Genomic DNA, 25,102 nt, shown 5'->3' with positions numbered 1-25,102 from the left:
GCCTCTGGCGGCTTATAACGCTTTATTTTAACAACGTTTTATTCCAGTTAATTGTCAATACTCTCTGCCCTTCTGCCGCTTCGCTTTCTTTGGTGATAAAAATACCTAATGCAGCTATCAGCAGTTCGTTGTAATAAAGCAATGGAATTCGCTCTCTAAGCCATGGAGCAACCCCAAACTCCTGCCACAATTTTTTACTGTGCCGGGAGTGTTGACGACCCACAATACTCATCATTCCCTGAACACCAAAGCGGATAGTCACCCGCTCATTATTAGCCGGGGTCCTTACTTGAATACCACGATCAGAAATATTCAGTTCTCCCAGGCGATCCGGTAATACCAACGGATTACAAATATCCCACTCAAGAATAATGTCTCTCAAAGATTGCAATTGAGGAACCAACCAAAGTTTTTGCTTATAACGCCGTACATTATACTGACCAAATTGTAGCTGGGGCTCAGCATCAGTGCGAGCAAGAGCCACCTCATACCAAAGCCTGTGAAGCTGCTCCCGTGAGGGCATTTTCATGTCATGGTAACTAAGCCAACGGCGTAACAAAGCATTTCGTTTAGCTTCCGAGCACGCTTCCAAAGGTGAAATACCTAAAGCGCCATCCTGAGTTACCAGCTCTTTCAGAGATTCACTCAACAACTCATCCAGAAGCTGCTCCTGCTCACCACATAAACTTGCGCTACGAGCAACAGATTGTGGGAAATGCGGCCAGCGTTGATTCAGTAACGGCATAACATGTAAGCGCAGAAAATTCCGGTCATAACGATCATCCTGATTACTGTCGTCTTCAATCCAATTCAGACGATGTTCACTGGCATATATTTCCAACTCACTCCGGCTATAACCAAGCAGTGGGCGAAACAATAATGTATCAGCAAATAGTGCGACTGGAGGCATAGAAGCAAGGCCAGCCGGACCGCTACCACGCTTTAGTGCCAGCAAAAAAGTCTCCGCCTGATCATCAAGATGTTGAGCAGTTACCAAAATTTCATCTTTTTGTAATTCACACCTGAACATCTGATATCTGGCATCACGGGCAGCAGCTTCAATGCCCTTTTCACGGGCATCTATCGTTACTCTTTCAAAACAAAACTCCACTTGCCAGTCATCACAAATCTGTTGGCAATATTCAACCCATTGATCTGCTTTTGGATTTAAACCGTGGTGAATATGCATTGCTCTCAGCTGAACTTCCTGATTGTGCTGATTACGCCAATTGACTAACAAATGCAGCAAAACTGAAGAATCCAGCCCACCACTAAATCCAACCAGGATTTTCTTATGTTCACCAAGCTGTTTAGCTAAAGTGGAAAATAGTTGTTCATCAATTTTTGTCATTACAAACTCAAGAGTTCCTTAATTTGCACCAATCATGAATTCATATCATCTGCGTCATTAAACTAAGAATCACTGCCCCTCAGATAATATTTTCTACTACTTCGAAACAGTAAGGGATTAGTTCAGATCTCAACAATAACCATATTGCATCAAGCGCTGATAACGACGGTTCACCAATTCTTCAGGTGACAAATGATCAAGAGCTGCCAGATCAGCCAATAACTGAGCTTTTAGTGATGCTGATATTGCTTCGTAATTACGATGCGCACCACCTAATGGCTCTGGGATCACGGTATCGATTAATTCCAGCTCTTTTAAGCGAGGAGCAATGATCCCCATTGCTTCTGCCGCCAGAGGCGCTTTTTCCGCACTTTTCCACAGAATTGAGGCACAGCCTTCCGGGGAGATAACAGAATAAGTACTGTATTGCAGCATATTCACTTTGTCACCGACACCGATTGCCAGCGCACCACCGGAACCGCCTTCACCAATCACGGTACAAATAACAGGCACAGACAAACGGGACATTTCACGCAAATTGTGGGCAATAGCCTCAGACTGACCACGCTCTTCCGCACCAACGCCAGGATATGCGCCAGGAGTATCAATGAAAGTGATAATTGGCAGTTTAAAACGTTCCGCCATTTCCATCAGACGCAGAGCCTTACGATAGCCTTCCGGCGCTGGCATACCAAAATTACGGCGGATTTTTTCTTTTGTTTCACGACCTTTTTGATGACCAATAATCATCACTGGACGCCCATCAATACGAGCTAAACCACCAACAATTGCTTTATCATCAGCGTAAGCGCGATCACCCGCCAGCTCTTCAAAATCAGTAAAAATATGCTGAATATAGTCCAATGTATAAGGACGGCGTGGATGACGGGCAAGTTGGGCAATTTGCCAAGCACCTAAATCTGAAAAGATTTTGCGAGTCAATTCCAGACTTTTTTCCCGCAAACGTTGTACTTCTTCATCCAGATTTATATCTAATTTTTCATCTTGACGGCTAACTGCGGTCAGCGAATCAATTTTCGCTTCCAGCTCGGCAATCGGCTGTTCAAATTCAAGAAAATTCAGACTCATAACATTCCTACTTTTAGTCAAATTCTAATTCTACCTGCTCATTACCCAGCAGAGTTCGCAAATCTGTCAGGAGGTTATCCGTTGGCGTTACCCTCCACGTCGCGCCAAATCTTAAACGGGCGCGGGCGTCTTCCCTTTGGTAATAAAGATGAACCGGTATTGTTCCAGAACGATGTGGTTCCAAGGCACCACGAAGACGATTCAACAATTGATCATCAATTTGCCGGTCTAACAGCGAGATAGCAAGCCCACGCGCATATTTTTCACGCGCTTCACTAATATCCATTAATTCACGGGCTGTCATTTTAAGACCACCGTTGAAGTCATCAAAGCTGACCTGCCCCGTAGCTATCAATATCCGGTCCTGCTCCAACAAATGCCGGTATTTCTCCAGGGCATCGGAAAATAGCATGACTTCCAGACGTCCTGAACGATCATCCAATGTACAAAGACCAATCCGGTTACCCCGTTTGGTTATAATCACTTTGGACGCCAGCACCAAACCTATCACAGTCGTTACTTGACCACGCGGTGTCGGATTCACATCTTTTAACCGTAATCCATTAGTATAGCGCTCAATTTCTTTTAAATAACGTGTGATCGGGTGCCCAGTTAAATAGAGCCCCAACGTTTCCCGTTCACCATCAAGAACAACCTGTTCCGGCCATTGAGAAATATTGGCATAAGAGCGCTCAACTTCTTCCGGCGCTTCAGCTAATACACCAAACATATCAGTCTGACCAATGGCTTCTGCTTTAGCGTGTTGATCTGCCGCTTTCAGGGCATCTTCCAGAGAAGACATCAGTGCCGCACGGTGCGGCCCCAGGCGGTCAAACGCCCCTGACATGATCAGCTTTTCCATCACCCGACGATTTAATTTCTTAGTGTCAACGCGGGCACATAAATCAAACAGTTCTCTAAAATAGCCGCCTTTCTGACGAGCTTCGATGATCGCTTCAATCGGCCCCTCACCTACCCCTTTAATTGCTCCGATACCATATACGATCTCCCCGTCATCATTAACATGGAAATGGTACAGGCCGCTATTAATATCAGGTGGTAATATTTTCAGCCCCATGCGCCAGCATTCATCAATCAGCCCAACGACTTTTTCTGTATTATCCATATCAGCAGTCATTACCGCAGCCATAAATTCAGCCGGATAATGTGCTTTCAACCATAAAGTCTGATAAGAGACCAATGCATACGCAGCGGAGTGAGATTTGTTAAATCCATAACCAGCAAATTTCTCTACCAGGTCAAAGATTTTCATTGATAGTTCGCCATCAATGCCGAGTTTTTTGGCTCCATCCTCAAATACAGAGCGCTGCTCCGCCATCTCCTCCGGCTTTTTCTTGCCCATTGCCCGTCGGAGCATATCTGCGCCACCGAGAGTATATCCCGCCAGCACCTGAGCAATCTGCATCACTTGTTCCTGATAAAGGATAATGCCGTAGGTTGGCTCCAAAACAGGTTGTAAAGATTCGTGCTGCCATTGTACATCTGGGTATGAAATCTCTTCCCGACCATGTTTGCGGTCAATGAAGTTGTCCACCATGCCTGATTGCAAAGGGCCTGGACGAAACAGCGCCACAAGCGCAATCATGTCTTCGAAGCAGTCAGGACGCAGACGTTTGATAAGATCCTTCATACCACGGGATTCGAGCTGGAATACCGCTGTTGTTTCAGCGCGTTGCAGCATATCGAAGCTCTTGGCGTCGTTCAGCGGAATCGCTGCAATATCAATTGGGTCCAGATCTTTCTTCGCTCTGCGTGCGTTGATCATTTCCAACGCCCAATTGATGATAGTCAACGTCCTCAGTCCGAGGAAATCGAATTTCACCAACCCAGCATATTCCACATCGTTTTTATCAAACTGAGTAACCGGGTTCAAACCTTCCGGGTCACAGTAGAGAGGTGCAAAATCTGTGATCTTAGTTGGGGCGATAACGACCCCTCCGGCGTGTTTCCCTGCGTTACGGGTAACACCCTCCAGTTTACGCGCCATATCTATCAGCGCTTTAACTTCTTCATCCGCCTCATAGATTTCAGGAAGTTGTGGCTCTGCGATAAATGCCTTTTCCAGTGTCATACCGGGATCAAGCGGTATCAATTTGGAAATTCTGTCAACAAACCCGTATGGATGCCCCAGCACGCGGCCAACATCCCGAATGACGGCTTTCGCTGCCATCGTACCGAATGTGATTATCTGAGATACGGCATCACGACCATATATATCAGCCACATGATCAATCACCAGATCACGTTTTTCCATACAGAAATCGACGTCAAAATCGGGCATGGAAACACGTTCAGGATTAAGGAACCGCTCAAACAGCAGGTCGAACGCCAAAGGATCGAGATCAGTTATTTTCAGAGCATAAGCCACCAAAGAACCGGCACCAGAACCACGCCCTGGGCCAACAGGAACACCATTGTCTTTCGACCATTGAATAAATTCCATCACGATCAGGAAGTAGCCAGGGAATCCCATCTGGTTGATGACCCGAAGTTCAACATCAAGTCGCTCATCATATTCAGGACGCTTTTCTGCCCGTACTTCAGGATCCGGGTAGAGAAATGCTAAACGCTCTTCTAACCCTTGTTTAGATCTATCGACCAGATAATCTTCAGTGCTCATTTCTCCCGTCGGGAATTGCGGCAGGAAATACTCACCAAGGCGGATAGTGACATTACAACGCTTAGCAATTTCTACACTGTTTTCCAGCGCTTCGGGAATATCAGCGAATAGTTCACACATCTCCTGTTCACTACGCAGATATTGCTGAGGACTGTAATTTTTCGGGCGTTTTGGATCAGCTAATGTATAGCCATCATGAATCGCCACGCGGATCTCATGAGCATCAAAATCTTCACTGTCGATGAAACACACATCATTAGTCGCAACAACAGGCAAGTTCTTTTCTGTCGCCAGTGCAACCGCTGCATGAAGATAACTTTCTTCATCTGCACGGCCAGTACGGATTAGCTCCAGATAATAACAATCGGGGAAATGCTCCTGATAAAACTCAAGGCATTGGTCTACCATAACCTGATTACCACGTAACAGGAATTTGCCAACATCACCCATACGACCACCAGAGAGCAGGATCAACCCTTCTTTATGGTTTATCAGCCATTCCTGTTTAATTGTCGGGCCAACAGCACCATACCCCTTCTGATAAGCCTCTGATATCAGTAACGTCAGGTTATGATAGCCAGTATTATTGCGCGCAAGAATGGTCAGGTTAGCGTACTCATCACCGAGCAACTCGCTTTCCATATAGAAATCAGCACCAATAATCGGTTTTATTCCCGCCCCATGAGCACTGCCGTAAAATCTCACCAGCCCACACAGGTTAGTAAAATCAGTGATTGCAAAAGCTGGCATACCTAATTGAGCAACCTTTTTCACTAAAGGGCTGGTTTTGGCTAAGCCATCAATCATTGAATAGTCGCTGTGGACACGTAAGTGTACAAAACGGGGTTCGGCCATGTGTTTGTCCAGATGATATTGATTTGAAGAATAGCTGTATTCAGTCAACAAGTTAACTTAACGGCCAATTGCTCTTTTAACCGGCGCAAAGCTTTTACGATGATGTTTTGTCGCTCCCAACAGAGCCAGCTTTTCTAAATGAAATGCCGTTGGATAGCCTTTATGTTTAGCAAATCCATATTCAGGAAATAATTGGTCAAGTTCAGCCATTTCCCGATCTCTAGTCACTTTCGCCACGATAGAAGCCGCACTGATTTCAGCAACCAGCCCATCACCTTTTATCACCGCTTGCGCAGGCATTGACAATTTAGGGCAACGATTACCATCAATCAGCACATATTCAGGCGAAATAGACAAGCCAGCCACAGCCCTTTGCATCGCAAGCATCGTTGCGTGCAAGATATTCAGTTGATCAATTTCTTCTGGCTCTGCGCGCCCCAGGCTCCAACACAACGCTTTTTCTGTAATCTCCAGATACAATGCTTCACGGCGTTTCTCACTGAGTTTTTTAGAATCAGCCAGCCCGGCGATTGGCCTGGACGGATCTAAAATAACAGCGGCGGTCACAACTGCACCGACTAATGGGCCTCGGCCAACTTCATCAACTCCGGCAATAAGATTTGCCTGAGGATATATAAATTCCATCATTTTCCTGCTAATTCCAGTACAGCTTGTGCAGCTTGTTCATCAGCATTACAGCGGATGCTTTCATGCAGATGTAAAAATGTCTGTTTCAATGCTTCAACTCTTTCACTACCTTGCAGTAATGACAACAATTCATCTGCAAGTTTCTGCGGCTGACACTTTTCCTGCAATAATTCTTTAACCAGCTCTTTACCGGATAGCAAGTTCGGCAATGAAACATAAGGTGTTTTTACAAGACGTTTAGCCAGCCAGAAAGTAAAGGGCTTCATCCGGTAACCCACGACCATCGGGCATTTTGCCAGCATACATTCCAGAGCAGCCGTGCCAGATGCCAAAAGTGCAGCATCACTTGCGATCATAATTTCACGCGCTTTGCCATCCACAAGGTGGACATTCAGATCTGGCGTAGTTTCCTGTTTGATTCGCTCGAATTGTTCACGCCGTTTAGCATTCACTAACGGCACAAATACATGTAAATCTGGCATCTTTTGCCGCAATAACTGAGCAGTTTTTAGAAAATCAGCACCCAGCATCTCAACTTCAGAATGGCGGCTCCCTGGCAACAAAGCCAGGCAAATGGCCTCTTGCGGGATACCTAATAGCTCACGTGCTGCCGCTTTATCCGGCTGTAACGGCATAGCATCCGCCATTGTATGCCCAATAAACCGGCAAGGGACATTAAACTTATCGTAAAACGCTTTTTCAAAAGGTAAGAAGGCTAGAACCATCTCGGTGGCTTTACCAATTTTGAAAACGCGCTTTTGACGCCAGGCCCATACCGACGGGCTGACATAATGAATAGTACGGATGCCCTGCTGTTTTAACCGCCCTTCCAAGGTAATATTGAAATCCGGCGCATCAATGCCCACAAACACATCAGGTTTCAGTTCTGTGAAACGGGTTGTCAGATCCTTACGGATTTTCAGCAAACGAGGAAGACGTTCAAGAACTTCGACAACCCCCATTACAGCCAGCTCTTCCATCTCATACCAGGCTTCACAACCTTCAGCCTGCATAAGAGGACCCGCAACACCAACAAAACGGGCATTGGGTATTTTGGCTTTTAATGCACGGATTAAACCTGCTCCAAGGATATCACCGGAGGTTTCTCCGGCGACTAATCCAATCGTCAGCGGGTGCAGACTATCAATAGAAGAAATGGTAGCCAAAGGAGTATCCTTCATCTACTTAACGGATAATGCCACGGGTAGAATTTGCCAGAAAATCGCTGAAGATTTTTACATGCTGATTCTCTTCAGCCAACTTAGCAATTTCCCGCTGTGCTTCTTCTAAAGTTTTCCCGTTACGATACAATAACTTGTATGCATTTCTAATTAAATGTAATGAATCTTTATCAAAGCCACGACGTTTCAAGCCTTCAATATTAATGCCAAAAGGTGTTGCATGATTACCCTGAGCAATAACATATGGAGGAATATCCTGTACCACACCGGAGCAACCACCCACCATAGCATGAGAGCCAATCTGACAAAACTGATGAATCGCGCTCATACCACCGATGATGACATAATCCCCCAGAATAACATGCCCTCCCAAAGTACCATTATTAGCAATGACACAACGATCACCGATAATACAGTCATGAGCGATATGAGCATTAATCATCAACAAATTATCATTGCCGATTTTCGTTAAACTACCACCTTGCTCAGTTCCACGATGAATGGTCACACTTTCGCGGATACGGTTACGATCACCAATTTCAACTCTGGTTGGTTCACCGTGATATTTCAGGTCCTGATTCATTTCCCCAACCGAGGCAAACTGAAAAATCTGATTATCACGGCCGATTTTAGTTATTCCATTGACAACAACATGAGATTTCAGCTCTGTACCTTCGCCAATTTCAACCTGAGAACCAATGCAACAAAATGGGCCAATACGAACATTGGCGCCAATAACCGCGCCATCTTCTACAATAGCGCTAGGATGTATATAAGCGGTTTCATCAATCATAGACTAGACCTCACGACGGCGAGCGCACATCATTTCTGCCTCGCAAACCACTTCTCCATCGACTTTTGCTACGCCTCTACAACGAGCAACCCCTCGACGCTCTTTAATAAATTCAACTTCTAAAATCATTTGATCCCCAGGCACTACCGGGCGTTTAAAACGGGCGCCATCGATAGCGGCAAAATAATAGAGTTCATTTGGCTCCAGTTTACCCACACTCTTAAATGCCAGAATTCCGGTGGCCTGTGCCATAGCTTCAAGGATCAGAACACCAGGGAAGATAGGTTTGCCTGGGAAATGCCCCTGAAAGAAGGGTTCGTTAAAAGATACATTTTTAACTGCACGTAGGGATTTACCTTCCTCAAAATCAAGAACGCGATCCACCAATAAAAACGGATAACGATGCGGAAGCAGATCTAAAATTTCTTCAATGTGCAGAGTATGATTATCACTCATCTAAATACTCTTCCTGTCTAAAAAGGACTAATTATATTAACGACACGGCCCGCTTAAACCCCAAATCCAGAGTTTCCAGGCAGGCCGCAAAAATAAGACACAACCAAAAATATAGTGCAATTACTCGTTTTTGCCTTCCAGCTTACTCTCCAGTGACTTAAGGCGTTTATTCATTTCATTGATATTCATGACTAAAGCTGCTGTCTTACGCCAAACTTTATTTGGTTGTGACGGAATGCCAGAGGAGTATACACCAGGTTCAGTGATTGGGCGCATCACCATACTCATCCCCGTGACTGTTACCTTATCACAGATTTCCATATGTCCATTAATGACACTGGCGCCACCAATCATACAATAACGACCAATTTTCAGACTACCGGCCATGATCACACCGCCAGCAACTGCTGTGTTATCACCAATGATAACATTATGGGCAATCTGACACTGGTTATCGATAATGACGCCATTACCGATAATGGTATTGTCCAGAGCACCCCGATCGATAGTTGTGCAGGCGCCAATCTCAACCCGGTCACCAATAATGACTGAACCTAATTGAGGGATTTTAACCCAATTACCGCGATCATTCGCATAGCCAAAGCCATCAGATCCGATAACAGCCCCTGACTGAATCAAACACTGCTCACCAATTTCAACATTATGGTAAACAGAGACATTTGCCCAAAAGCGGCTTCCCGCGCCAATATGTGTATTTTTGCCAATAAAGCAACCAGCACCAATCACAACATTGTCACCAAGAACAACATCGGATTCGATAACAGCATTAGCGCCAACGGAAACATTTTTACCCAGAGTTGCCTGAGGTGAAATCACCGCAGAAGGGTGAATATCCTGTGCGGGAACCGGTGTTGTATCCATAATCTGAGCCATATAGGCATAGGCCAGATAAGGATTGGCAACAACCAATGCCGGAACATTACAATAAGGAAGATCTGACTCGCGGAGAACGACAGCGGCAGCCTGACATTCACCTAAACGTTCACGGTAACGGCTGTCAGACAAAAAAGTGATCTGTTCGTTATTGGCCGAATGCATTGGGGCAATACTGGTGATGACCACGTCGCCATCACCATGTAATTGTGCATTCAACTGCTGAGCTAAATCAGCCAATCGAATTGAAGACATCTATTATTTAACCTGTTTCAATACACTTGCCGTAATGTCTTTGCCAGATACTGAATAAGCAACAGCATTCGCATCAACCACAACGTCATAGCCTTCTTTACCTGCAACTACTTTGATTGCGTCCTGGATACGGCTCAGAATTTTATTGCGTTCTTCCATTTGGCGACGACGATTATCTTGCTCAAAAGCCTGAGCTTTTTTGCCGAATTCTCCACGTTTAGCCATAACGTCTTTTTCCAGATTAGCGCGCTCGCTGGATTTCATGGTAGAGCCATCACGCTGTAATTTCTGAATTTTGGTCTGCAAATCAGCTTCCATTCTTTGCAGTTCAGATGCGCGGCTTTTGAACTCATTTTCCAACTGTTTCGCAACAGCTTCACGGGCAGGCAACTGCTGGAAAATCTCACCGACATTTACAACGGCAATTTTGTCTGCTGCCTGAGCACCAGCAGAGAAAGCTAATGCAATACCAAGGCTTGCTGCACACAACAATTTCTTCACTATAAACTCCTTAAACCACGCTATCTGTAACATGTTGGAAAACTTTGTTAATGCCCTGAAACCAATGATTTCAAAGCTTGCTTTATCAATAATCTGTTTTATCAATAATAAGATAAAAACGCATTATCACCAGGTTTTGCCAATATTAAATTGGAATTGTTCTGATCTATCACCTTCGTAGTCTTTGATCGGCTTAGCATAAGAGAACACCAGCGGCCCCAAAGGAGATATCCATTGCAATGCAATACCCGCTGAAACACGGATATTACCTGGTTTACTGTAATCAGGTATACCTTTGGCTTTCATTACAGCAGAATCACTCCAGTCAGTATCCCAAACTGTACCTGAATCAATAAAGAATGAAGTTCGGACAGAATTCGAGTATTTACCATCAAGGAATGGCGTTGGTGTGATCAACTCAAGGCTGGCGACTGCCATTGCGTTCCCCCCCACAGCATCACGGGATGGACTATTTTCCTTAGGACTCCCGTCCTTATTCAAGTAAATAGCCTTAGGACCGATATTGTTGGAACGGAAACCACGAACGGTACTGGCGCCACCTGCATAGAAGTTTTCATAGAATGGTAACTCTTTACCACCGACCCCATCACCATAGCCTAAACGACCGCGGCCCAAAATCACCCAAGTACGCGCATCATTAATTGGGTAGTACGCAGACGTATCAAAAGTCACTTTATAGAATTCGTTATCCGAACCAGGGATGGTCACTTTGCCGTTCAGAGTCGATTTCACACCCGATGTTGGGAAGAAACCACGGTCAAGGTTGTTGTACGTCCAACCTAGATTCAGAGAGAAATCATCCGCTTTAAAGTCTGCTTTACTTTCAAGATTTGGATTCTCACCCATAGACTTCAGATAACGCCACATTGCTGCCTGAGGGAGCATCTCGGATAGAGAGTTATGAATATAGCCCAACCCAAAACGTAAGGAGTTATTTTCATTAATCGGGAAACCAAGGAAACCATCTATACCATAGCTTTGGTTGGTATAACCGGACAAATCAGCATCATCAGCTCTGAAATCGTTATAGAATACCCGACCACCGAGACTCACCCCATTAACCGTAAAATAAGGATCAGTGAAAGAGACTTCTGCATAGGTTGAGTAGTCATTCTTACTGGCATTAACCCCAACAGAGTTACCTGTTCCCAACCAGTTATCCTGCTGAGCGCCAATCTGGAAACTGACGCCGCTCTCAGTACCGAAACCAATCCCAAAGTTCAGAGAACCAGTATTACGCTCTTTAACTTTATAAACGATATCTACCTGATCAGGGCTGCCGGGTATACGCTGAGTTTCAACATCTACAGTTTCGAAATAACCCAAGCGGTTAAGCCGTTCTTTACCCAATTCAACCAGATCACTCCCCAGCCATGCGCCTTCCATCTGGCGCATTTCACGACGCAAAACGGAATCTTTACTGGTGTCATTACCGGAGAAACGGATTTTACGAACATAGAAACGGTTACCTGCATCAATGTTGACATGCAGTTTTACTGTTTTGTCCTGATCATTGATTTCAGGTTGAGTCATCACCCGTGGGTAAGCATAACCATAACGGCCAAGCAAATTTTTGATTTCACTTTCCATTTTAGTCACCTGAGTCCCGTTATACAGAGAACCAGGCTCAATGTTAGCCAATTTAGTGATTTCTGACTGATAGCCCGCCATATTACCGTTCAGGTCAATACCAGATATTTTGTATTGATCCCCCTCCGTAATATTCAACGTGACATAAATACCTTTTTTATCCGGCGTCAAACTGACCTGAGTCGAATCAATGTTAAAACGGGCATAACCGCGATCAAGATAAAAACTGCGCAACACTTCAAGGTCACCAGCCAGTTTTTGTTTCTGATATTTCTGATCAGCAGTCAGATTCCACCACGGCACATCATCTCTGAGTTGGAAACGATTCAATAACTCATCAGAAGAAAATGATTTGTTACCTACGATGTTAATCTGCTGAATTTTTGCCGAAACACCTTCAGCGAAAACCAGTTTTAAATCGACACGATTGCGTGGCAGTGGCGTAACAACCGCTTTTACACTGGCGTTGTATTTACCCACACTGTAATAGAAATCCTCCAACCCTTTTTCGATATTGGACAACATAGTGCGGTCAAGTGCTTCACCGACCCGAACACGAGATGCCTCAAGGTTCTGCTTCAGCATGTCATCTTTCACCGATTTATTGCCGGAGAAAGTAATGCTGGCAATAGTCGGCCGTTCTTTTACCTGAACAATAAGTGTATTGCCATCACGCAGGACACGAACGTCTTCAAAGTTACCAGTAGCAAATAGTGCATGAATGGTACGACCGATATCTTCATCGCTGACCGTATCACCTACGCGAACTGGCATGTTCAGTAATGCTGCACCTACGGCAACGCGTTGAAGACCTTCAAAGTGAATGTCCCGAACTACGAACCCGTCTGCACCGTACGCAGTGGCGCTGCCAAACAGCAGCGACGCTATGAGTAACTTTTTCATCGCCATCGTTGTAATGCGTCTTCCTAACCAGTCTTCCGCTTTAGAAGCGGGAGAAATCATTGAAAAGTGCAAGCCCCATCAATAACACCAATACTATGGCACCGATGCGATAGCTGAAGTCTTGTACACGCTCGGAAACCGGCCCACCTTTTATCTTTTCGATAATCAAGAAGAGCAAGTGTCCACCATCTAACACAGGTAATGGAACCAAGTTAATGATCCCAAGATTGACACTTATTAGCGCCAAAAACATCAAATAATACACCAAGCCTGAATCAGCCGACACCCCTGCCCCTTTGGCAATAGAGATAGGCCCACTCAAGTTGTTAACTTTCACATCACCAACGATTAGCTTACCCATCATATTGACAGTTAGCCGCATCAGCTGCCAGGTCTTGTCTCCTGCCTGATAAATGGCAGAGAAAGGCCCGTATTGCTGAACCATTTTATATTCGTCTGCTAATGGAATAATCCGCAGTTCCACACCGGCAAAGCCAACTTCCTTACCCCTGGCTTGCTGTCTTACTTCCGGCGTTATAGAAAGAGAAATAATATGACCAGCCCTATCCACTGAAAGTTCCAGTGGGACATTCGGATTATTACTGACAAAGGATGTAAAAGTATGCCAGGCATCTATTTCCTGACCATTGACTTTAACTATCCTATCCCCCTTTTGTAAACCGGCCTTTTCCGCTGCGGTACCTGGAGCCACATTCTCCAGCAGAGAATCCAAACGCGGGCTGACAGGCATAATCCCCAATGACAACACGGGATCCTGTTTATCGGGGTTAAAGCGCCATTGCCGCAAATCCAGAATTTTCTCTACCGGATGCGATGAACCTGGAGGTATGACCTGAACAGTCATGTTCTCATCACCTATCTTACCTATCAGAGCAAAACGAACTGAATTCCAGTCAGGCGTTTCGATACCATCTACAGATTTTAGTTCCATTCCTGATGAAATATTTGCTTGCGCAGCAATAGAATCTGGTTTGATATCTGCAACGACAGGGCGTATTGCCGGCACACCAATAATAAACACCAACCAATAAACCACAACCGCTAGTAAAAAGTTAGCAATTGGCCCGGCACTGACAACCGCAGCACGCTGACCAATAGTTTTATTATTGAATGCCATATGACGGTGTTCAGGAGAAACAGGTGAAACACGCTCATCAAGCATTTTCACATAGCCCCCCAGTGGAATAAGGGCTATGACATATTCAGTTCCCTGACGATCCGTACGCCGCCACAGCGCTTTACCAAAACCAATGGAAAAACGTTCAACATGAATACCACACTTTCTGGCCACCCAAAAATGACCGAACTCATGCACAGTGATCAATATACCCAGCGCAATAATAAAAGCCGCCAGATTCCAGAGAATTCCCATCATATTCCTTTAAACGCCGTCAAACAGAGAAATCAAAATACCAGCAATATCAGGCCGGCAAAGACAGGGATCGCCGCAGTCAGGCTATCGATACGATCCATCACACCGCCATGTCCCGGAATTAACTGACTGCTGTCTTTAATACCAGATTCACGTTTGAACATACTCTCAGTCAAATCACCAAATACAGAAGCGATAACGACAATGGCAGAACACAACATGAGTTTTTCAGGCATTACTGGTACTGGAGCATATTTAGCAAATAACCATGAAATAATAGCCGCAGTTATTAAACCACCCACTAATCCTTCCAGCGTTTTCCCTGGCGAGACTTTTGGCGCCATTTTGTGTTTACCTAAAGTACGTCCGAATAGATAAGCACCAGAATCAGCTCCCCATACCAATAACATGACATACAGCAACCACCATGCACCGTGATATGAATTGTCATCATATCCCTGAGTCCGTAAAACCATCATTCCACAGTAAAACGGCACTAATGTCAGGGCGCCAAACAAGAGGCGCAATAACATGGATTTCTTCCAGATTAAAGCGGAAGAGGGATAGGTAATCACCAGAAGAGTCGCAACGATCCACCAAATCATCCCCATCCACAGGATAAAGGTAATTTGCTGTTGTTTAATCAGATCAGTGAAATCTGGCAGAGTATATTGTAAGGCCAATAAACCGATAGCAAACAGAACAGCCAGAATAACCCGTTTCTTTTGGCTAAATAAGCTGGCGAATTGCCCCCATTCCCATGCAGCAAGGACTGAGACAGCGATAATAACCAGCCCGAAAGCGGCTGGCGGCAGCAAGAACAAAGCGGCAATCACAAGAGGGATTAATATCACAGCCGTTATAAGGCGGTACTTCAGCAAGAGCTCCTCCTATGATCCCACATCGGCATCGTCTGGTATTGTTCCGCCAAACCGGCGTTCTCTTTTCGCAAAGGCATTAATTGCACCTTCAAAAACGGTTTCATTAAAATCAGGCCAGAGTATATCGGTAAAATAGAATTCTGCATAAGCTATCTGCCATAACAGAAAATTACTGATACGATGTTCACCACCGGTTCTGATGACCAAATCAACTTGAGGTTGCTGGTTCAGATTAATGTAATTATTGACTAATTCCTCAGTAATATCCTGTGGTTCAAGGGAATTATCCTTAATCTGCCGGGCAATTTTCTGAACACTTTGAACTATATCCCAACGACCACCATAATTTGCAGCAATATTAAGTTGCAGACCAGTATTATTAGCAGTCAACTTAACCGAGCGACAGATACGCCCCTGTAAACGCTCACTGAACCGGCTGATATCACCAATAATAGATAATCTAATATTATGTTTATGTAAACTTTTGATTTCGCTATCTAGTGCAAAAATAAACAACTCCATTAAAGAGCTGACTTCCTGCTCCGGCCGGTTCCAGTTTTCACTGCTGAAAGCGTACAGAGTCAACGACTCAATTTTGTGTTTAGCAGAGAAACTCACCGCACTCCGTACCGCCTTAATCCCTGCACGATGACCAAAGACTCTTAATTTCCCACGTTTCTTTGCCCAACGGCCGTTACCATCCATAATAATGGCAACGTGTTTAGGTAATAATGACGACAAATCGTTCTGATGATGATCGCTGGATAATATCACTCAATTAATCCTTTACTGGTTAGGGTAATTCTCTTGCAAATTCAGGCATCCAAACATAAAAAAGCCGTGTCTTGTATCACGACTTGGGTAAGAACCTAATTATCTGAAAGAAGACCCTCCAAAATCTGAACTGTTATTATACCAACCAACAGTTATACGAAAACTATACCACCAGGTAAAAATGCGAACAAATACCCATTTGACAATCAGCAAGACTATCTGATAAATGAACTGATAGTCTTTATCGCTAAATCTCTTGCGAGCTTATCAATCTGTAAGACTTCTTCAATGCTCTGAGGTTCCGGTAAATTTAATTTTTCTACAACCTGCCGGTTTATAATAGCAATATCTGTGAAAGAGATTCCATTTTGTAAAAAAACTTTAACGATTTCTTCATTCGCTGCATTCAGCGTTGTAGTTGCAGCCTGACCTTCGTGGCAAGCCTCAATAGCCAGCTTCAAACAGGGATACCGTTCATAATCTGGTTTCGAAAAAGTCAGTGTGCCTAAAGAACAAAAATCAAGAGGTTCAACACCAGAAGTAATACGATTTGGGTATGCCATTGCATAGGCAATCGGCGTACACATGTCCGGTGTGCCTAATTGAGCGATAACGCTACCATCCTGATAACGGACCATCGAGTGAATAACAGATTGAGGATGGATCACCACTTCCATTTCCGCAGCAGATGCATTGAACAAACAACACGCCTCAATGTATTCCAGGCCTTTATTCATCATTGTCGCAGAATCTACAGAAATCTTGCGCCCCATCGACCAATTCGGGTGAGCGCAAGCCTGGTCCGGTGTCATAAAAGCCAACTGTTCCAAAGGAGTATGGCGAAAAGGCCCACCCGAACCTGTTAAAATGATATTAGCAACCCCGTGTTGTTTCAGATCCCCGTACCCAAGGTTCTGTTGTATTACCTCAGGTAAACTCTGGAAAATAGCGTTATGCTCGCTGTCAATGGGTAGCAATTGAGCATTATGCTTCACCACGGCATCCATAAAAAACCGGCCGCTGGTAATCAGGGATTCTTTATTCGCAAGTAAAATCTGTTTACCCGCCCGGATAGCGGCCAGTGTTGGCAGTAAACCCGCAACACCGACAATCGCAGACATTACCTGATCAACATCATTCAAAGCAGCCAGATCACATGCAGCCTGTTCGCCGAAAAGTACTTCGGTCTTACAACCTTGTTCAATAAGCAACTGTCTAAGCTCTTTTGCGGAAACTTCATCCGCCATCGCAGCATATTGGGGCTGAAATTCCAGACATTGTTCAGCCATAACCTGAACATTCTTCCCGGCGGCAAGCGCCGTTATTTCAAATTTATCAGGATGATTGCGAACTACAGCAAGTGTACTTTTGCCTATGGAACCTGTGGAACCAAGGATGGTCAACCTTTTCATACTGATGCTCTGAATTGCTCTGTTTGATGTGTATTGATACTTGTCTGATTTGCCTGGCTATGAATGCCCATGACCTCAGAGAAATGCCGGATAAAAAATAGCGCCGCACGATAGCGACGCTTGATGTATCTCATGAAAGAGATTAGAACTCCATCAGTTCTTCTTCTTTCTTGGCTAAAGCTTCATCAACTTTTTTGATGAAATTATCGGTCAACTTCTGAATATCATCCTGTGCACGACGCTCATCATCTTCACTGATCTCTTTATCTTTCAGCAAAGCTTTGATTTTATCGTTAGCATCACGACGGATATTACGCACAGAAACACGCCCTTGTTCAGCTTCACCACGAACCACTTTAATCAGATCCTTACGGCGCTCTTCTGTCAATGCTGGCAAAGGAACACGGATTGTTGTACCCGCAGAAGAAGGATTCAGACCTAAATCAGAAGCCATGATTGCCTTTTCAATTGCCGGAGTCATAGTACGATCAAATACCGTGATAGCCAGAGTACGAGCATCCTCAGCGATGACGTTAGCAATCTGACGCAGAGGTGTAGGCGCACCATAATACTCAACAGTGATACCATCCAACAGACTTGGAGAAGCACGGCCAGTACGAACCTTACTGATTTGGCTTTTAAGTGCTTCGACGCTTTTTTCCATACGGTCTTGTGCGTCTTTTTTGATTTCATTAATCACGTTACAAACCCTTGGGAACTGGTTGTTTTTCAAGCCATAAGTCATTATGACCATGTTTATTACATTTGACGTATCAGGCGACTAATCATACCGCCAAACCTCTCTGGTGTCTCTGAACATTATTCGTGGAAAATCAGGGTACCTTCATTTTCACCCATTACCACACGACGCAGCGCACCCGGTTTATTCATATTAAATACACGAATGGGTAAGCTATGATCACGAGCCAGAGTAAATGCCGCCAAATCCATGACTTTTAATTCACGCTCTAATACCTGCTGATAAGACAGCTTATCGAACAATACCGCTTCCGCAACTTTAGCCGGATCAGCAGAGTAAACACCATCTACTTTCGTTGCTTTTAGCACAACATCTGCTTCAATCTCAATACCACGCAAACATGCTGCCGAATCGGTAGTAAAGAACGGATTGCCAGTACCCGCAGAGAAAATAACAACCCGACCATGACGTAACAAACTAATCGCTTCTGCCCAACTATAGTTATCGCAAACGCCATTTAAAGGAATGGCAGACATTAGACGGGCGTTCACATAGGCGCGGTGTAATGCATCCCGCATTGCCAAACCATTCATCACTGTTGCCAACATGCCCATGTGGTCGCCTACTACACGGTTCATTCCTGCTTCAGCCAAACCCGCGCCACGAAACAGGTTACCCCCGCCAATGACGACACCGACCTGTATGCCTAACTCAACCAGTTCTTTGATCTCTTGAGCCATGCGGTCTAAGACGCTGGCATCTATACCAAAACCTTCTGCACCTTGCAGGGCTTCGCCACTGAGCTTAAGCAGGATACGCTGATATACGGGTTTTGCATTGGTTGCCATGATGTTCTGTCCTAAAGCAGAAAAGTATATTGGGGATTTACATACATCCAAGCCACTCTGACCAGATGCAAAAACTCAACGCCTACTGGAATAGACGGTTTAGATTAGATAAAACAGAACCGCCATTTGGCGGCTCTGTTTATAGAAATTAAGACTGTTTACTCATTGCAGCAACTTCTGCTGCGAAGTCAGCCTCAACTTTCTCAATACCTTCACCAACTTCATAACGGATGAAGTCAGTCACTTTAGCATTGTTCTCTTTCAGCAGATCGCCAACCGTTTTGCTTGGGTCCATCACGAAATGCTGACCAGTCAGAGAGATCTCGCCGGTGAATTTGTTCATACGGCCAGAAACCATTTTCTCTGCGATTTCGCGTGGTTTACCAGACTGCATTGCGATATCCAGCTGGATTTGGTGCTCACGCTCAACAACGTCAGCAGGGACATCACTTGGGTTAACATATTCTGGCTTGCTGGCGGCGATGTGCATAGCCACATGCTTAATCAGCTCTTCATTAGCGCCTTCAGCCGCAACCAGAACACCGATACGCGCGCCATGCAGGTAAGTCCCCAGTTGTTCACTTTCTAATACAGAAACGCGACGAATGTTGATGTTTTCACCGATTTTAGCAACCAGTGTAGTACGTTGTTCTTCGAACTTCGCTTTCAGAATTTCAATGTCAGAGACTTTATCAGCCAATACTGCTGCCATAACTTCTTTACCAAAAGCGATGAAGCCTGCATCTTTAGCAACGAAGTCAGTTTCACAGTTCAACTCAACCAAAGCACCGAATTTGCCATCAGCAGCCACTTCCGCCAGGATGATACCTTCAGCTGCAACACGGCCAGCTTTCTTAGCCGCTTTCGCCTGACCTGATTTGCGCATATTGTCAATGGCTAACTCGATGTCGCCATTAGCTTCAACCAGCGCTTTTTTACATTCCATCATACCTGCGCCAGTACGCTCACGCAGTTCTTTTACCAAAGCAGCGGTAATTCCAGACATTTGTTTTATTCCTCGATGTATCCCGCAGGAAGATAATATCCCACATGGATAGTTCTTATATCAGATACGTAAAAGGGGGCCATAACAGGCCCCCTAACCAATATATTTCAATACCTGGTTAATAAGGGCTCAACAATGAGCTTGCCTTATTATTCAGCTTCTACAAAGCTTTCTTCTGCCTGAACAGCCAGATCTTGAGAACGACCTTCACGAACAGCGGTAGCAACAGCACCCAAATACAGTTTTACTGCACGGATTGCGTCATCGTTACCAGGGATGATGAAATCAACACCATCTGGATCAGAGTTAGTATCAACAACAGCGAATACTGGGATACCCAGATTGTTCGCTTCTTTGATAGCAATGTGTTCATGTTCAGCATCGATAACAAACAGAGCGTCAGGTAAGCCGCCCATATCTTTGATACCACCCAGGCTGTTTTCTAACTTACCCAATTCACGAGAACGAATTAACGCTTCTTTCTTGGTCAGTTTGTCAAAAGTACCGTCCTGAGACTGTGCTTCTAAATCTTTCAAACGCTTGATGGACTGGCGAACGGTTTTCCAGTTAGTCAGCATACCGCCTAACCAACGGTGATTAACAAAGAATTGATCACAGCTCAGAGCTGATTCTTTAACCGCTTCGCTTGCAGCACGCTTAGTACCAACGAGCAGGATTTTACCTTTGCGTGAAGCAATTTTGTTCAGTTCAGCTAACGCGTCGTTGAACATTGGAACAGTTTTTTCCAGGTTGATGATATGCACTTTGTTACGAGCACCAAAGATGAATGGTTTCATTTTTGGGTTCCAGTAACGAGTCTGGTGACCGAAGTGAACGCCCGCTTGCAGCATATCGCGCATGGAAACAGTTGCCATTGTAAACCTCTGTAAAATATTAAGTTGGGGTTATGCCTCCACGAGCCCCATAACACCGACTCTTTAGCTGCATGTTCTGCATGAGAGCACCCCGGTGTATGTGCCGACCCGTGTGTGTTATTTACACAGTGAGTATATTTAACGCCTCTGGTGTTTTGCCTTAGAAACAAATACACAGAACGCCGGCGCGCTTTATATCATAAACCGGCTTAAGACACCAACTTTTGTTGTCATTTTCTGATAGCACAATATGGAAAGAAAAACGCAGTTATGGTGGATATTCCTAATAAACACAAATAACGGGGGAAATATGGCTACCAACGGTTATTGGCAGATATTCTGTAGGCTGATACCATTGGTTCAATAATTTTTTCCCTATTGATAATCATACAACCAGCAGATTTGCTGGCTTTGAATGGACAAGTTTCATGGCAATCTCAATTAAAACCTCTGAAGATATTGAAAAAATGCGCGTCGCCGGCCGCCTGGCGGCGGAAGTACTGGAAATCATTGAACCTTACGTCAAACCCGGAGTGACAACAGGTGAATTGGATCGCATCTGTCACGATCACATCACCAATAAACAACAAGCTGTTTCAGCTTGTCTTGGTTATCACGGTTTCCCAAAATCTGTCTGTATTTCTGTTAATGACGTCGTTTGTCACGGTATCCCTAGTGATGATAAGGCTCTGAAAAATGGTGACATCGTTAATATTGATGTAACTGTCATAAAAGAGGGCTTTCACGGCGATACCTCAAAAATGTTTATTGTCGGTAAGCCAACCATTCAGGGTGAGCGTCTATGCCGCATCACTCAAGAAAGCCTCTATCTGGCACTGAAAATGGTAAAACCAGGTATTCGCTTACGTACTCTTGGTAAAGCCATTCAACAGTTTGTTGAAGCCAAGAATTTTTCTGTAGTCCGTGAATACTGTGGTCACGGCATCGGCGCAGTCTTCCATGAGGAACCTCAAGTACTGCACTATGATGCAGATGATGGCGGTGTTGTACTGCAAAAAGGGATGGCTTTCACTATTGAACCTATGGTTAACACCGGTGATTACCGCATCCGTACCATGAAAGATGGCTGGACAGTCAAAACCAAAGACCGCAGTTTGTCTGCTCAGTATGAACACACAATTGTTGTAACTGATAACGGCTGTGAAATCATGACCTTGCGTAAAGAAGAGGAACCCGTTCTTTCCGCCGTCCTGGTTAATGAATAAGTCACACCCTAAATTGTGAAGCCTTACTGAAACCATACAGGGCTTCCAATCTCTTTCTCTGGCAATATCTCCTGTTCAACACGATATTTTCTCAGTAATCTGACCGTTATGATTCGCCTTTCTTACGAGTTCATACTACTTATGCCAGCAGATATCGCCACAATTCAGGCTCCTGTCCCGCCACTTTCCCCAGCTGATTTTTCCTGTGATGATCTTCACTACCCGGTGTTGAAACAACACCTTGAAGAATTTCAACTTTGGCTCGAACATGCATTTAAAGCAGGAATTTCCGCAGAAGCCTTGATTTCTGCCCGCAGTGATTACATAGATCAGTTATTGAAGCAGTTATGGAATGTTTATGGGTTTGATAAAATTTCATCACTTTCATTGATTGCGGTCGGCGGATATGGCCGCCGGGAACTGCATCCGCTATCTGATATTGACGTGCTGATACTCAGCGAACAGCCTCTCACACAACATCAAGCTCAGAATATTGGACAATTTATCACCCTGCTGTGGGATATCCGGCTGGAAGTAGGCCATAGTGTTCGTACATTCGAAGAGTGTTTGCTGGAAGGTCTGTCAGACCTGACTGTTGCGACAAATTTAATCGAATCACGGTTAATCTGCGGCGAGCTGGCACTTTTTCTTCGATTACAGCGACATACCTTCAGTGATGGTTTCTGGCCTTCCACTGAATTCTTTGATGCCAAAATTGTCGAACAGCATGAACGCCACCAGCGCTATCACAGCACCAGTTACAATCTGGAGCCTGATATCAAAAGCAGCCCCGGAGGGTTACGGGATATCCATACCTTGCTGTGGGTTGCCCGCCGCCATTTTGGAGCAACCTCAATAGATGAAATGGTCGATTTCGGCTTCCTGACAGCGGAAGAACGTAATGAATTGAATGAGTGCCAAAGCTTCCTTTGGCGTATTCGCTTTGCCCTTCATCTGGTCGTTAATCGTTATGATAATCGCCTGTTGTTTGATCGCCAATTCAGCATTGCTCAGTTACTGGGCTATCAAGGCGAACGTAATCAGCCGATAGAACAGATGATGAAAGATTTCTACCGGATGACACGCCGCGTCAGCGAACTCAACAATATGCTGCTGCAACTGTTTGATGAAGCTATTCTGGCGCTGGAAACCAGTGAAAAATCCCGCCCACTGGATAGTGAATTCCAGCTACGTGGACAATTAATTGATCTGGTCGATAAGACACTGTTTATCAAAGATCCTACAGCGATTATGCGGATGTTTTATCGCATGGCTGAACATGCCGACGTTCAGGGCATCTATTCTACTACGTTACGCCAGCTCCGTTATGCCCGCCGCAATTTAAATCAGCCATTGTGTGAATTACCCGAAGCCCGCAAAATCTTTATGGATATCCTGCGTCACCCAAGGGCAATTGAAAGCGCATTTGTCCCCATGCACCGCCACAGTGTTCTTGGCGCTTATACACCACTTTGGGGCAATATTGTCGGCCAGATGCAATTTGATCTGTTTCACGCATACACCGTCGATGAGCATACAATCCGCGTGCTGAGAAAACTGGAAAGTTTTGCTGATGAGAACAACCGTGCAGCCCATCCGCTCTGCGTTGAACTATATCCGCGTTTACCTCAGCTTGAAATCCTGCGCCTTGCTGCGCTGTTTCACGATATCGCCAAAGGGCGTAATGGTGATCATTCTGAACTGGGTGCTGAAGATGCGCTGGCATTTTCACTGCAACATGGGCTTAATTCACGAGAAGCTGACTTGGTAACCTGGCTGGTTCGTCATCATCTATTAATGTCAGTCACGGCTCAACGGAGAGATATCCAGGATCCAGAAGTCATTAAACAATTTGCCCATGAAATACTCAATGAAACCCGGTTACATTATCTCATTTGCCTGACAGTCGCGGATATCTGCGCAACCAACGTCAACCTGTGGAATAGTTGGAAGCAGAGCTTATTACGGGAACTCTATTTCTCTACAGAGAGCCAATTACGCCAGGGAAATACACCGGATTTGCGGGAGCGCATCCGCCATAACCGCTTTCAGGCTCTTGCGCTTCTGCGCCAGGACAATATTAACGAGCAGAAACTGCATCAGCTTTGGAGCCGTTGTCATGCAGATTATTTCCTTCGCCATACCCCAAGGCAACTGGCATGGCACGCCCGCCATCTGGTGGCGCATGATTCTCAAGAGCCGCTGATACTGATCAGTACTAAGCCAACTCGCGGCGGTACCGAGATTTTTATCTGGAGCCCGGACCGCCCTTCCCTATTTGCGGCAGTTGTCGGCGAACTGGACAGACGCAATCTCAGCGTTCATAACGCGCAGATATTTACCAATCGTGATGACATGACGATGGACACTTTTGTGGTACTGGAACCCAATGGTCATCCTTTAGCACCGGATCGTCACGAAATAATACATAACGCACTTTTGCGGGTCGTTCTGGATCCTTATACCAAAACACCCAAAGCACGAAGATTGCCAACCAAACTGCGTCACTTCAATGTACCCACAAAAGTGATCTTCCTGCCTACCCACAATGAACGGCGAACCTATATGGAGCTATTCGCGCTGGATCAACCAGGACTACTAGCCAGAGTCGGCAATATTTTTACCGAAATGGAGGTTTCACTGCATGGTGCACACATCACTACGATCGGCGAACGTGTCGAAGATTTTTTTGTGCTGGCGGATAAGGACCATAAAGCATTAGATAAAAAAGTCAGAGAAGAATTGTCAGAAAGGTTGACAGAAACCCTAAATCCAAAGGATAAAATGTAACTGAATACAAGCCCCCCAT

Annotated in this window: 21 protein-coding genes; 2 read left to right on the top strand and 19 right to left on the bottom strand. The window is 45.0% G+C overall.

The features are described 5' to 3' along the window. Positions 1-22 precede the first annotated feature (22 nt). From tilS to rpsB, 19 genes are all read right to left on the bottom strand, one after another. On the bottom strand, positions 23-1,351 hold the full coding sequence (tilS, locus tag LGZ99_RS00625; RefSeq protein WP_036838477.1) for a tRNA lysidine(34) synthetase TilS: 1,329 nt from the start codon (positions 1,349-1,351) through the stop codon (positions 23-25). Between the two features lie 129 nt (positions 1,352-1,480). Continuing rightward, positions 1,481-2,440, bottom strand: coding sequence for an acetyl-CoA carboxylase carboxyl transferase subunit alpha (gene accA, locus LGZ99_RS00620; protein ID WP_023044736.1), 960 nt, complete (start codon positions 2,438-2,440; stop codon positions 1,481-1,483). Positions 2,441-2,453: 13 nt separating this feature from the next. Then, positions 2,454-5,936 carry a DNA polymerase III subunit alpha gene (gene dnaE / locus LGZ99_RS00615; protein ID WP_036838479.1) on the bottom strand — a complete coding sequence of 1,161 codons (3,483 nt, stop codon included), beginning with the start codon at positions 5,934-5,936 and terminating at the stop codon, positions 2,454-2,456. Between the two features lie 57 nt (positions 5,937-5,993). Then, entirely contained in the window at positions 5,994-6,581 is a 588-nt protein-coding gene (gene rnhB / locus LGZ99_RS00610; protein ID WP_036838481.1) for a ribonuclease HII, read from the bottom strand. Continuing rightward, a complete protein-coding gene (gene lpxB, locus LGZ99_RS00605) occupies positions 6,581-7,765 on the bottom strand; it encodes a lipid-A-disaccharide synthase (protein ID WP_031280821.1) in 1,185 nt (394 codons plus the stop codon). The genes rnhB and lpxB overlap by 1 nt, the downstream gene beginning before the upstream one ends. Before the next feature lie 4 nt (positions 7,766-7,769). Then, positions 7,770-8,558 carry an acyl-ACP--UDP-N-acetylglucosamine O-acyltransferase gene (gene lpxA / locus LGZ99_RS00600; protein WP_036838483.1) on the bottom strand — a complete coding sequence of 263 codons (789 nt, stop codon included), beginning with the start codon at positions 8,556-8,558 and terminating at the stop codon, positions 7,770-7,772. Between the two features lie 3 nt (positions 8,559-8,561). Further along, positions 8,562-9,014, bottom strand: a complete 453-nt coding sequence (gene fabZ / locus LGZ99_RS00595) for a 3-hydroxyacyl-ACP dehydratase FabZ (protein WP_036838485.1) — start codon at positions 9,012-9,014, stop codon at positions 8,562-8,564. A gap of 120 nt (positions 9,015-9,134) precedes the next feature. Next, positions 9,135-10,163 (bottom strand): UDP-3-O-(3-hydroxymyristoyl)glucosamine N-acyltransferase, encoded by a 1,029-nt coding sequence (gene lpxD / locus LGZ99_RS00590; protein WP_021324818.1) that lies wholly within the window; start codon positions 10,161-10,163, stop codon positions 9,135-9,137. Positions 10,164-10,166: 3 nt separating this feature from the next. Next, on the bottom strand, positions 10,167-10,664 hold the full coding sequence (gene skp, locus LGZ99_RS00585; RefSeq protein WP_023044739.1) for a molecular chaperone Skp: 498 nt from the start codon (positions 10,662-10,664) through the stop codon (positions 10,167-10,169). Positions 10,665-10,790: 126 nt separating this feature from the next. Then, positions 10,791-13,184, bottom strand: a complete 2,394-nt coding sequence (gene bamA / locus LGZ99_RS00580; RefSeq protein WP_023044740.1) for an outer membrane protein assembly factor BamA — start codon at positions 13,182-13,184, stop codon at positions 10,791-10,793. Between the two features lie 34 nt (positions 13,185-13,218). Continuing rightward, positions 13,219-14,574, bottom strand: a complete 1,356-nt coding sequence (gene rseP, locus LGZ99_RS00575) for a sigma E protease regulator RseP (RefSeq protein WP_031280823.1) — start codon at positions 14,572-14,574, stop codon at positions 13,219-13,221. 29 nt (positions 14,575-14,603) lie between these two features. Then, positions 14,604-15,452, bottom strand: a complete 849-nt coding sequence (gene cdsA, locus LGZ99_RS00570) for a phosphatidate cytidylyltransferase (RefSeq protein WP_036838488.1) — start codon at positions 15,450-15,452, stop codon at positions 14,604-14,606. A gap of 9 nt (positions 15,453-15,461) precedes the next feature. Next, positions 15,462-16,223, bottom strand: a complete 762-nt coding sequence (gene ispU, locus LGZ99_RS00565; protein ID WP_031280824.1) for a (2E,6E)-farnesyl-diphosphate-specific ditrans,polycis-undecaprenyl-diphosphate synthase — start codon at positions 16,221-16,223, stop codon at positions 15,462-15,464. 218 nt (positions 16,224-16,441) lie between these two features. Continuing rightward, complete coding sequence (gene ispC / locus LGZ99_RS00560; protein ID WP_023044743.1) at positions 16,442-17,638, bottom strand: 1-deoxy-D-xylulose-5-phosphate reductoisomerase; 1,197 nt, start codon at positions 17,636-17,638, stop codon at positions 16,442-16,444. After that, positions 17,635-17,772 (bottom strand): hypothetical protein, encoded by a 138-nt coding sequence (locus LGZ99_RS00555; protein WP_152964108.1) that lies wholly within the window; start codon positions 17,770-17,772, stop codon positions 17,635-17,637. The genes ispC and LGZ99_RS00555 overlap by 4 nt, the downstream gene beginning before the upstream one ends. A gap of 8 nt (positions 17,773-17,780) precedes the next feature. Then, on the bottom strand, positions 17,781-18,338 hold the full coding sequence (gene frr, locus LGZ99_RS00550; protein WP_023044744.1) for a ribosome recycling factor: 558 nt from the start codon (positions 18,336-18,338) through the stop codon (positions 17,781-17,783). A 119-nt stretch (positions 18,339-18,457) separates the two neighbouring features. Next, a complete protein-coding gene (gene pyrH / locus LGZ99_RS00545; protein ID WP_021324812.1) occupies positions 18,458-19,186 on the bottom strand; it encodes a UMP kinase in 729 nt (242 codons plus the stop codon). Positions 19,187-19,334: 148 nt separating this feature from the next. After that, the gene (tsf, locus tag LGZ99_RS00540) at positions 19,335-20,192 is read right to left on the bottom strand and encodes a translation elongation factor Ts (protein ID WP_021324811.1); all 858 of its coding nucleotides are present in this window, start codon (positions 20,190-20,192) and stop codon (positions 19,335-19,337) included. Between the two features lie 149 nt (positions 20,193-20,341). Then, a complete protein-coding gene (rpsB, locus tag LGZ99_RS00535; protein ID WP_021324810.1) occupies positions 20,342-21,067 on the bottom strand; it encodes a 30S ribosomal protein S2 in 726 nt (241 codons plus the stop codon). A 428-nt stretch (positions 21,068-21,495) separates the two neighbouring features. Here rpsB and map point away from each other — a divergent pair, with 428 nt between their 5' ends. Together map and glnD are read left to right on the top strand one after the other, a co-directional pair. Then, positions 21,496-22,293 carry a type I methionyl aminopeptidase gene (gene map, locus LGZ99_RS00530; RefSeq protein WP_021324809.1) on the top strand — a complete coding sequence of 266 codons (798 nt, stop codon included), beginning with the start codon at positions 21,496-21,498 and terminating at the stop codon, positions 22,291-22,293. Between the two features lie 141 nt (positions 22,294-22,434). Next, positions 22,435-25,083 carry a bifunctional uridylyltransferase/uridylyl-removing protein GlnD gene (glnD, locus tag LGZ99_RS00525; RefSeq protein ID WP_023044745.1) on the top strand — a complete coding sequence of 883 codons (2,649 nt, stop codon included), beginning with the start codon at positions 22,435-22,437 and terminating at the stop codon, positions 25,081-25,083. Positions 25,084-25,102 lie beyond the last annotated feature (19 nt).

It is taken from the genome of Photorhabdus temperata, from assembly GCF_025384845.1.
Lineage (GTDB): Bacteria > Pseudomonadota > Gammaproteobacteria > Enterobacterales > Enterobacteriaceae > Photorhabdus > Photorhabdus temperata.
This window is presented reverse-complemented; position numbering and strand designations above follow the sequence as displayed.

Coding starts and splice junctions, on each gene's coding strand:
- tilS (WP_036838477.1), bottom strand. CDS start 1,351: ATGACAAAAATTGATGAACAACTATTTTCCACTTTAGCTAAACAGCTT.
- accA (WP_023044736.1), bottom strand. CDS start 2,440: ATGAGTCTGAATTTTCTTGAATTTGAACAGCCGATTGCCGAGCTGGAA.
- dnaE (WP_036838479.1), bottom strand. CDS start 5,936: ATGGCCGAACCCCGTTTTGTACACTTACGTGTCCACAGCGACTATTCA.
- rnhB (WP_036838481.1), bottom strand. CDS start 6,581: ATGGAATTTATATATCCTCAGGCAAATCTTATTGCCGGAGTTGATGAA.
- lpxB (WP_031280821.1), bottom strand. CDS start 7,765: ATGAAGGATACTCCTTTGGCTACCATTTCTTCTATTGATAGTCTGCAC.
- lpxA (WP_036838483.1), bottom strand. CDS start 8,558: ATGATTGATGAAACCGCTTATATACATCCTAGCGCTATTGTAGAAGAT.
- fabZ (WP_036838485.1), bottom strand. CDS start 9,014: ATGAGTGATAATCATACTCTGCACATTGAAGAAATTTTAGATCTGCTT.
- lpxD (WP_021324818.1), bottom strand. CDS start 10,163: ATGTCTTCAATTCGATTGGCTGATTTAGCTCAGCAGTTGAATGCACAA.
- bamA (WP_023044740.1), bottom strand. CDS start 13,184: ATGGCGATGAAAAAGTTACTCATAGCGTCGCTGCTGTTTGGCAGCGCC.
- rseP (WP_031280823.1), bottom strand. CDS start 14,574: ATGATGGGAATTCTCTGGAATCTGGCGGCTTTTATTATTGCGCTGGGT.
- ispC (WP_023044743.1), bottom strand. CDS start 17,638: ATGAAAAGGTTGACCATCCTTGGTTCCACAGGTTCCATAGGCAAAAGT.
- LGZ99_RS00555 (WP_152964108.1), bottom strand. CDS start 17,772: ATGAGATACATCAAGCGTCGCTATCGTGCGGCGCTATTTTTTATCCGG.
- pyrH (WP_021324812.1), bottom strand. CDS start 19,186: ATGGCAACCAATGCAAAACCCGTATATCAGCGTATCCTGCTTAAGCTC.
- tsf (WP_021324811.1), bottom strand. CDS start 20,192: ATGTCTGGAATTACCGCTGCTTTGGTAAAAGAACTGCGTGAGCGTACT.
- rpsB (WP_021324810.1), bottom strand. CDS start 21,067: ATGGCAACTGTTTCCATGCGCGATATGCTGCAAGCGGGCGTTCACTTC.
- map (WP_021324809.1), top strand. CDS start 21,496: ATGGCAATCTCAATTAAAACCTCTGAAGATATTGAAAAAATGCGCGTC.
- glnD (WP_023044745.1), top strand. CDS start 22,435: ATGCCAGCAGATATCGCCACAATTCAGGCTCCTGTCCCGCCACTTTCC.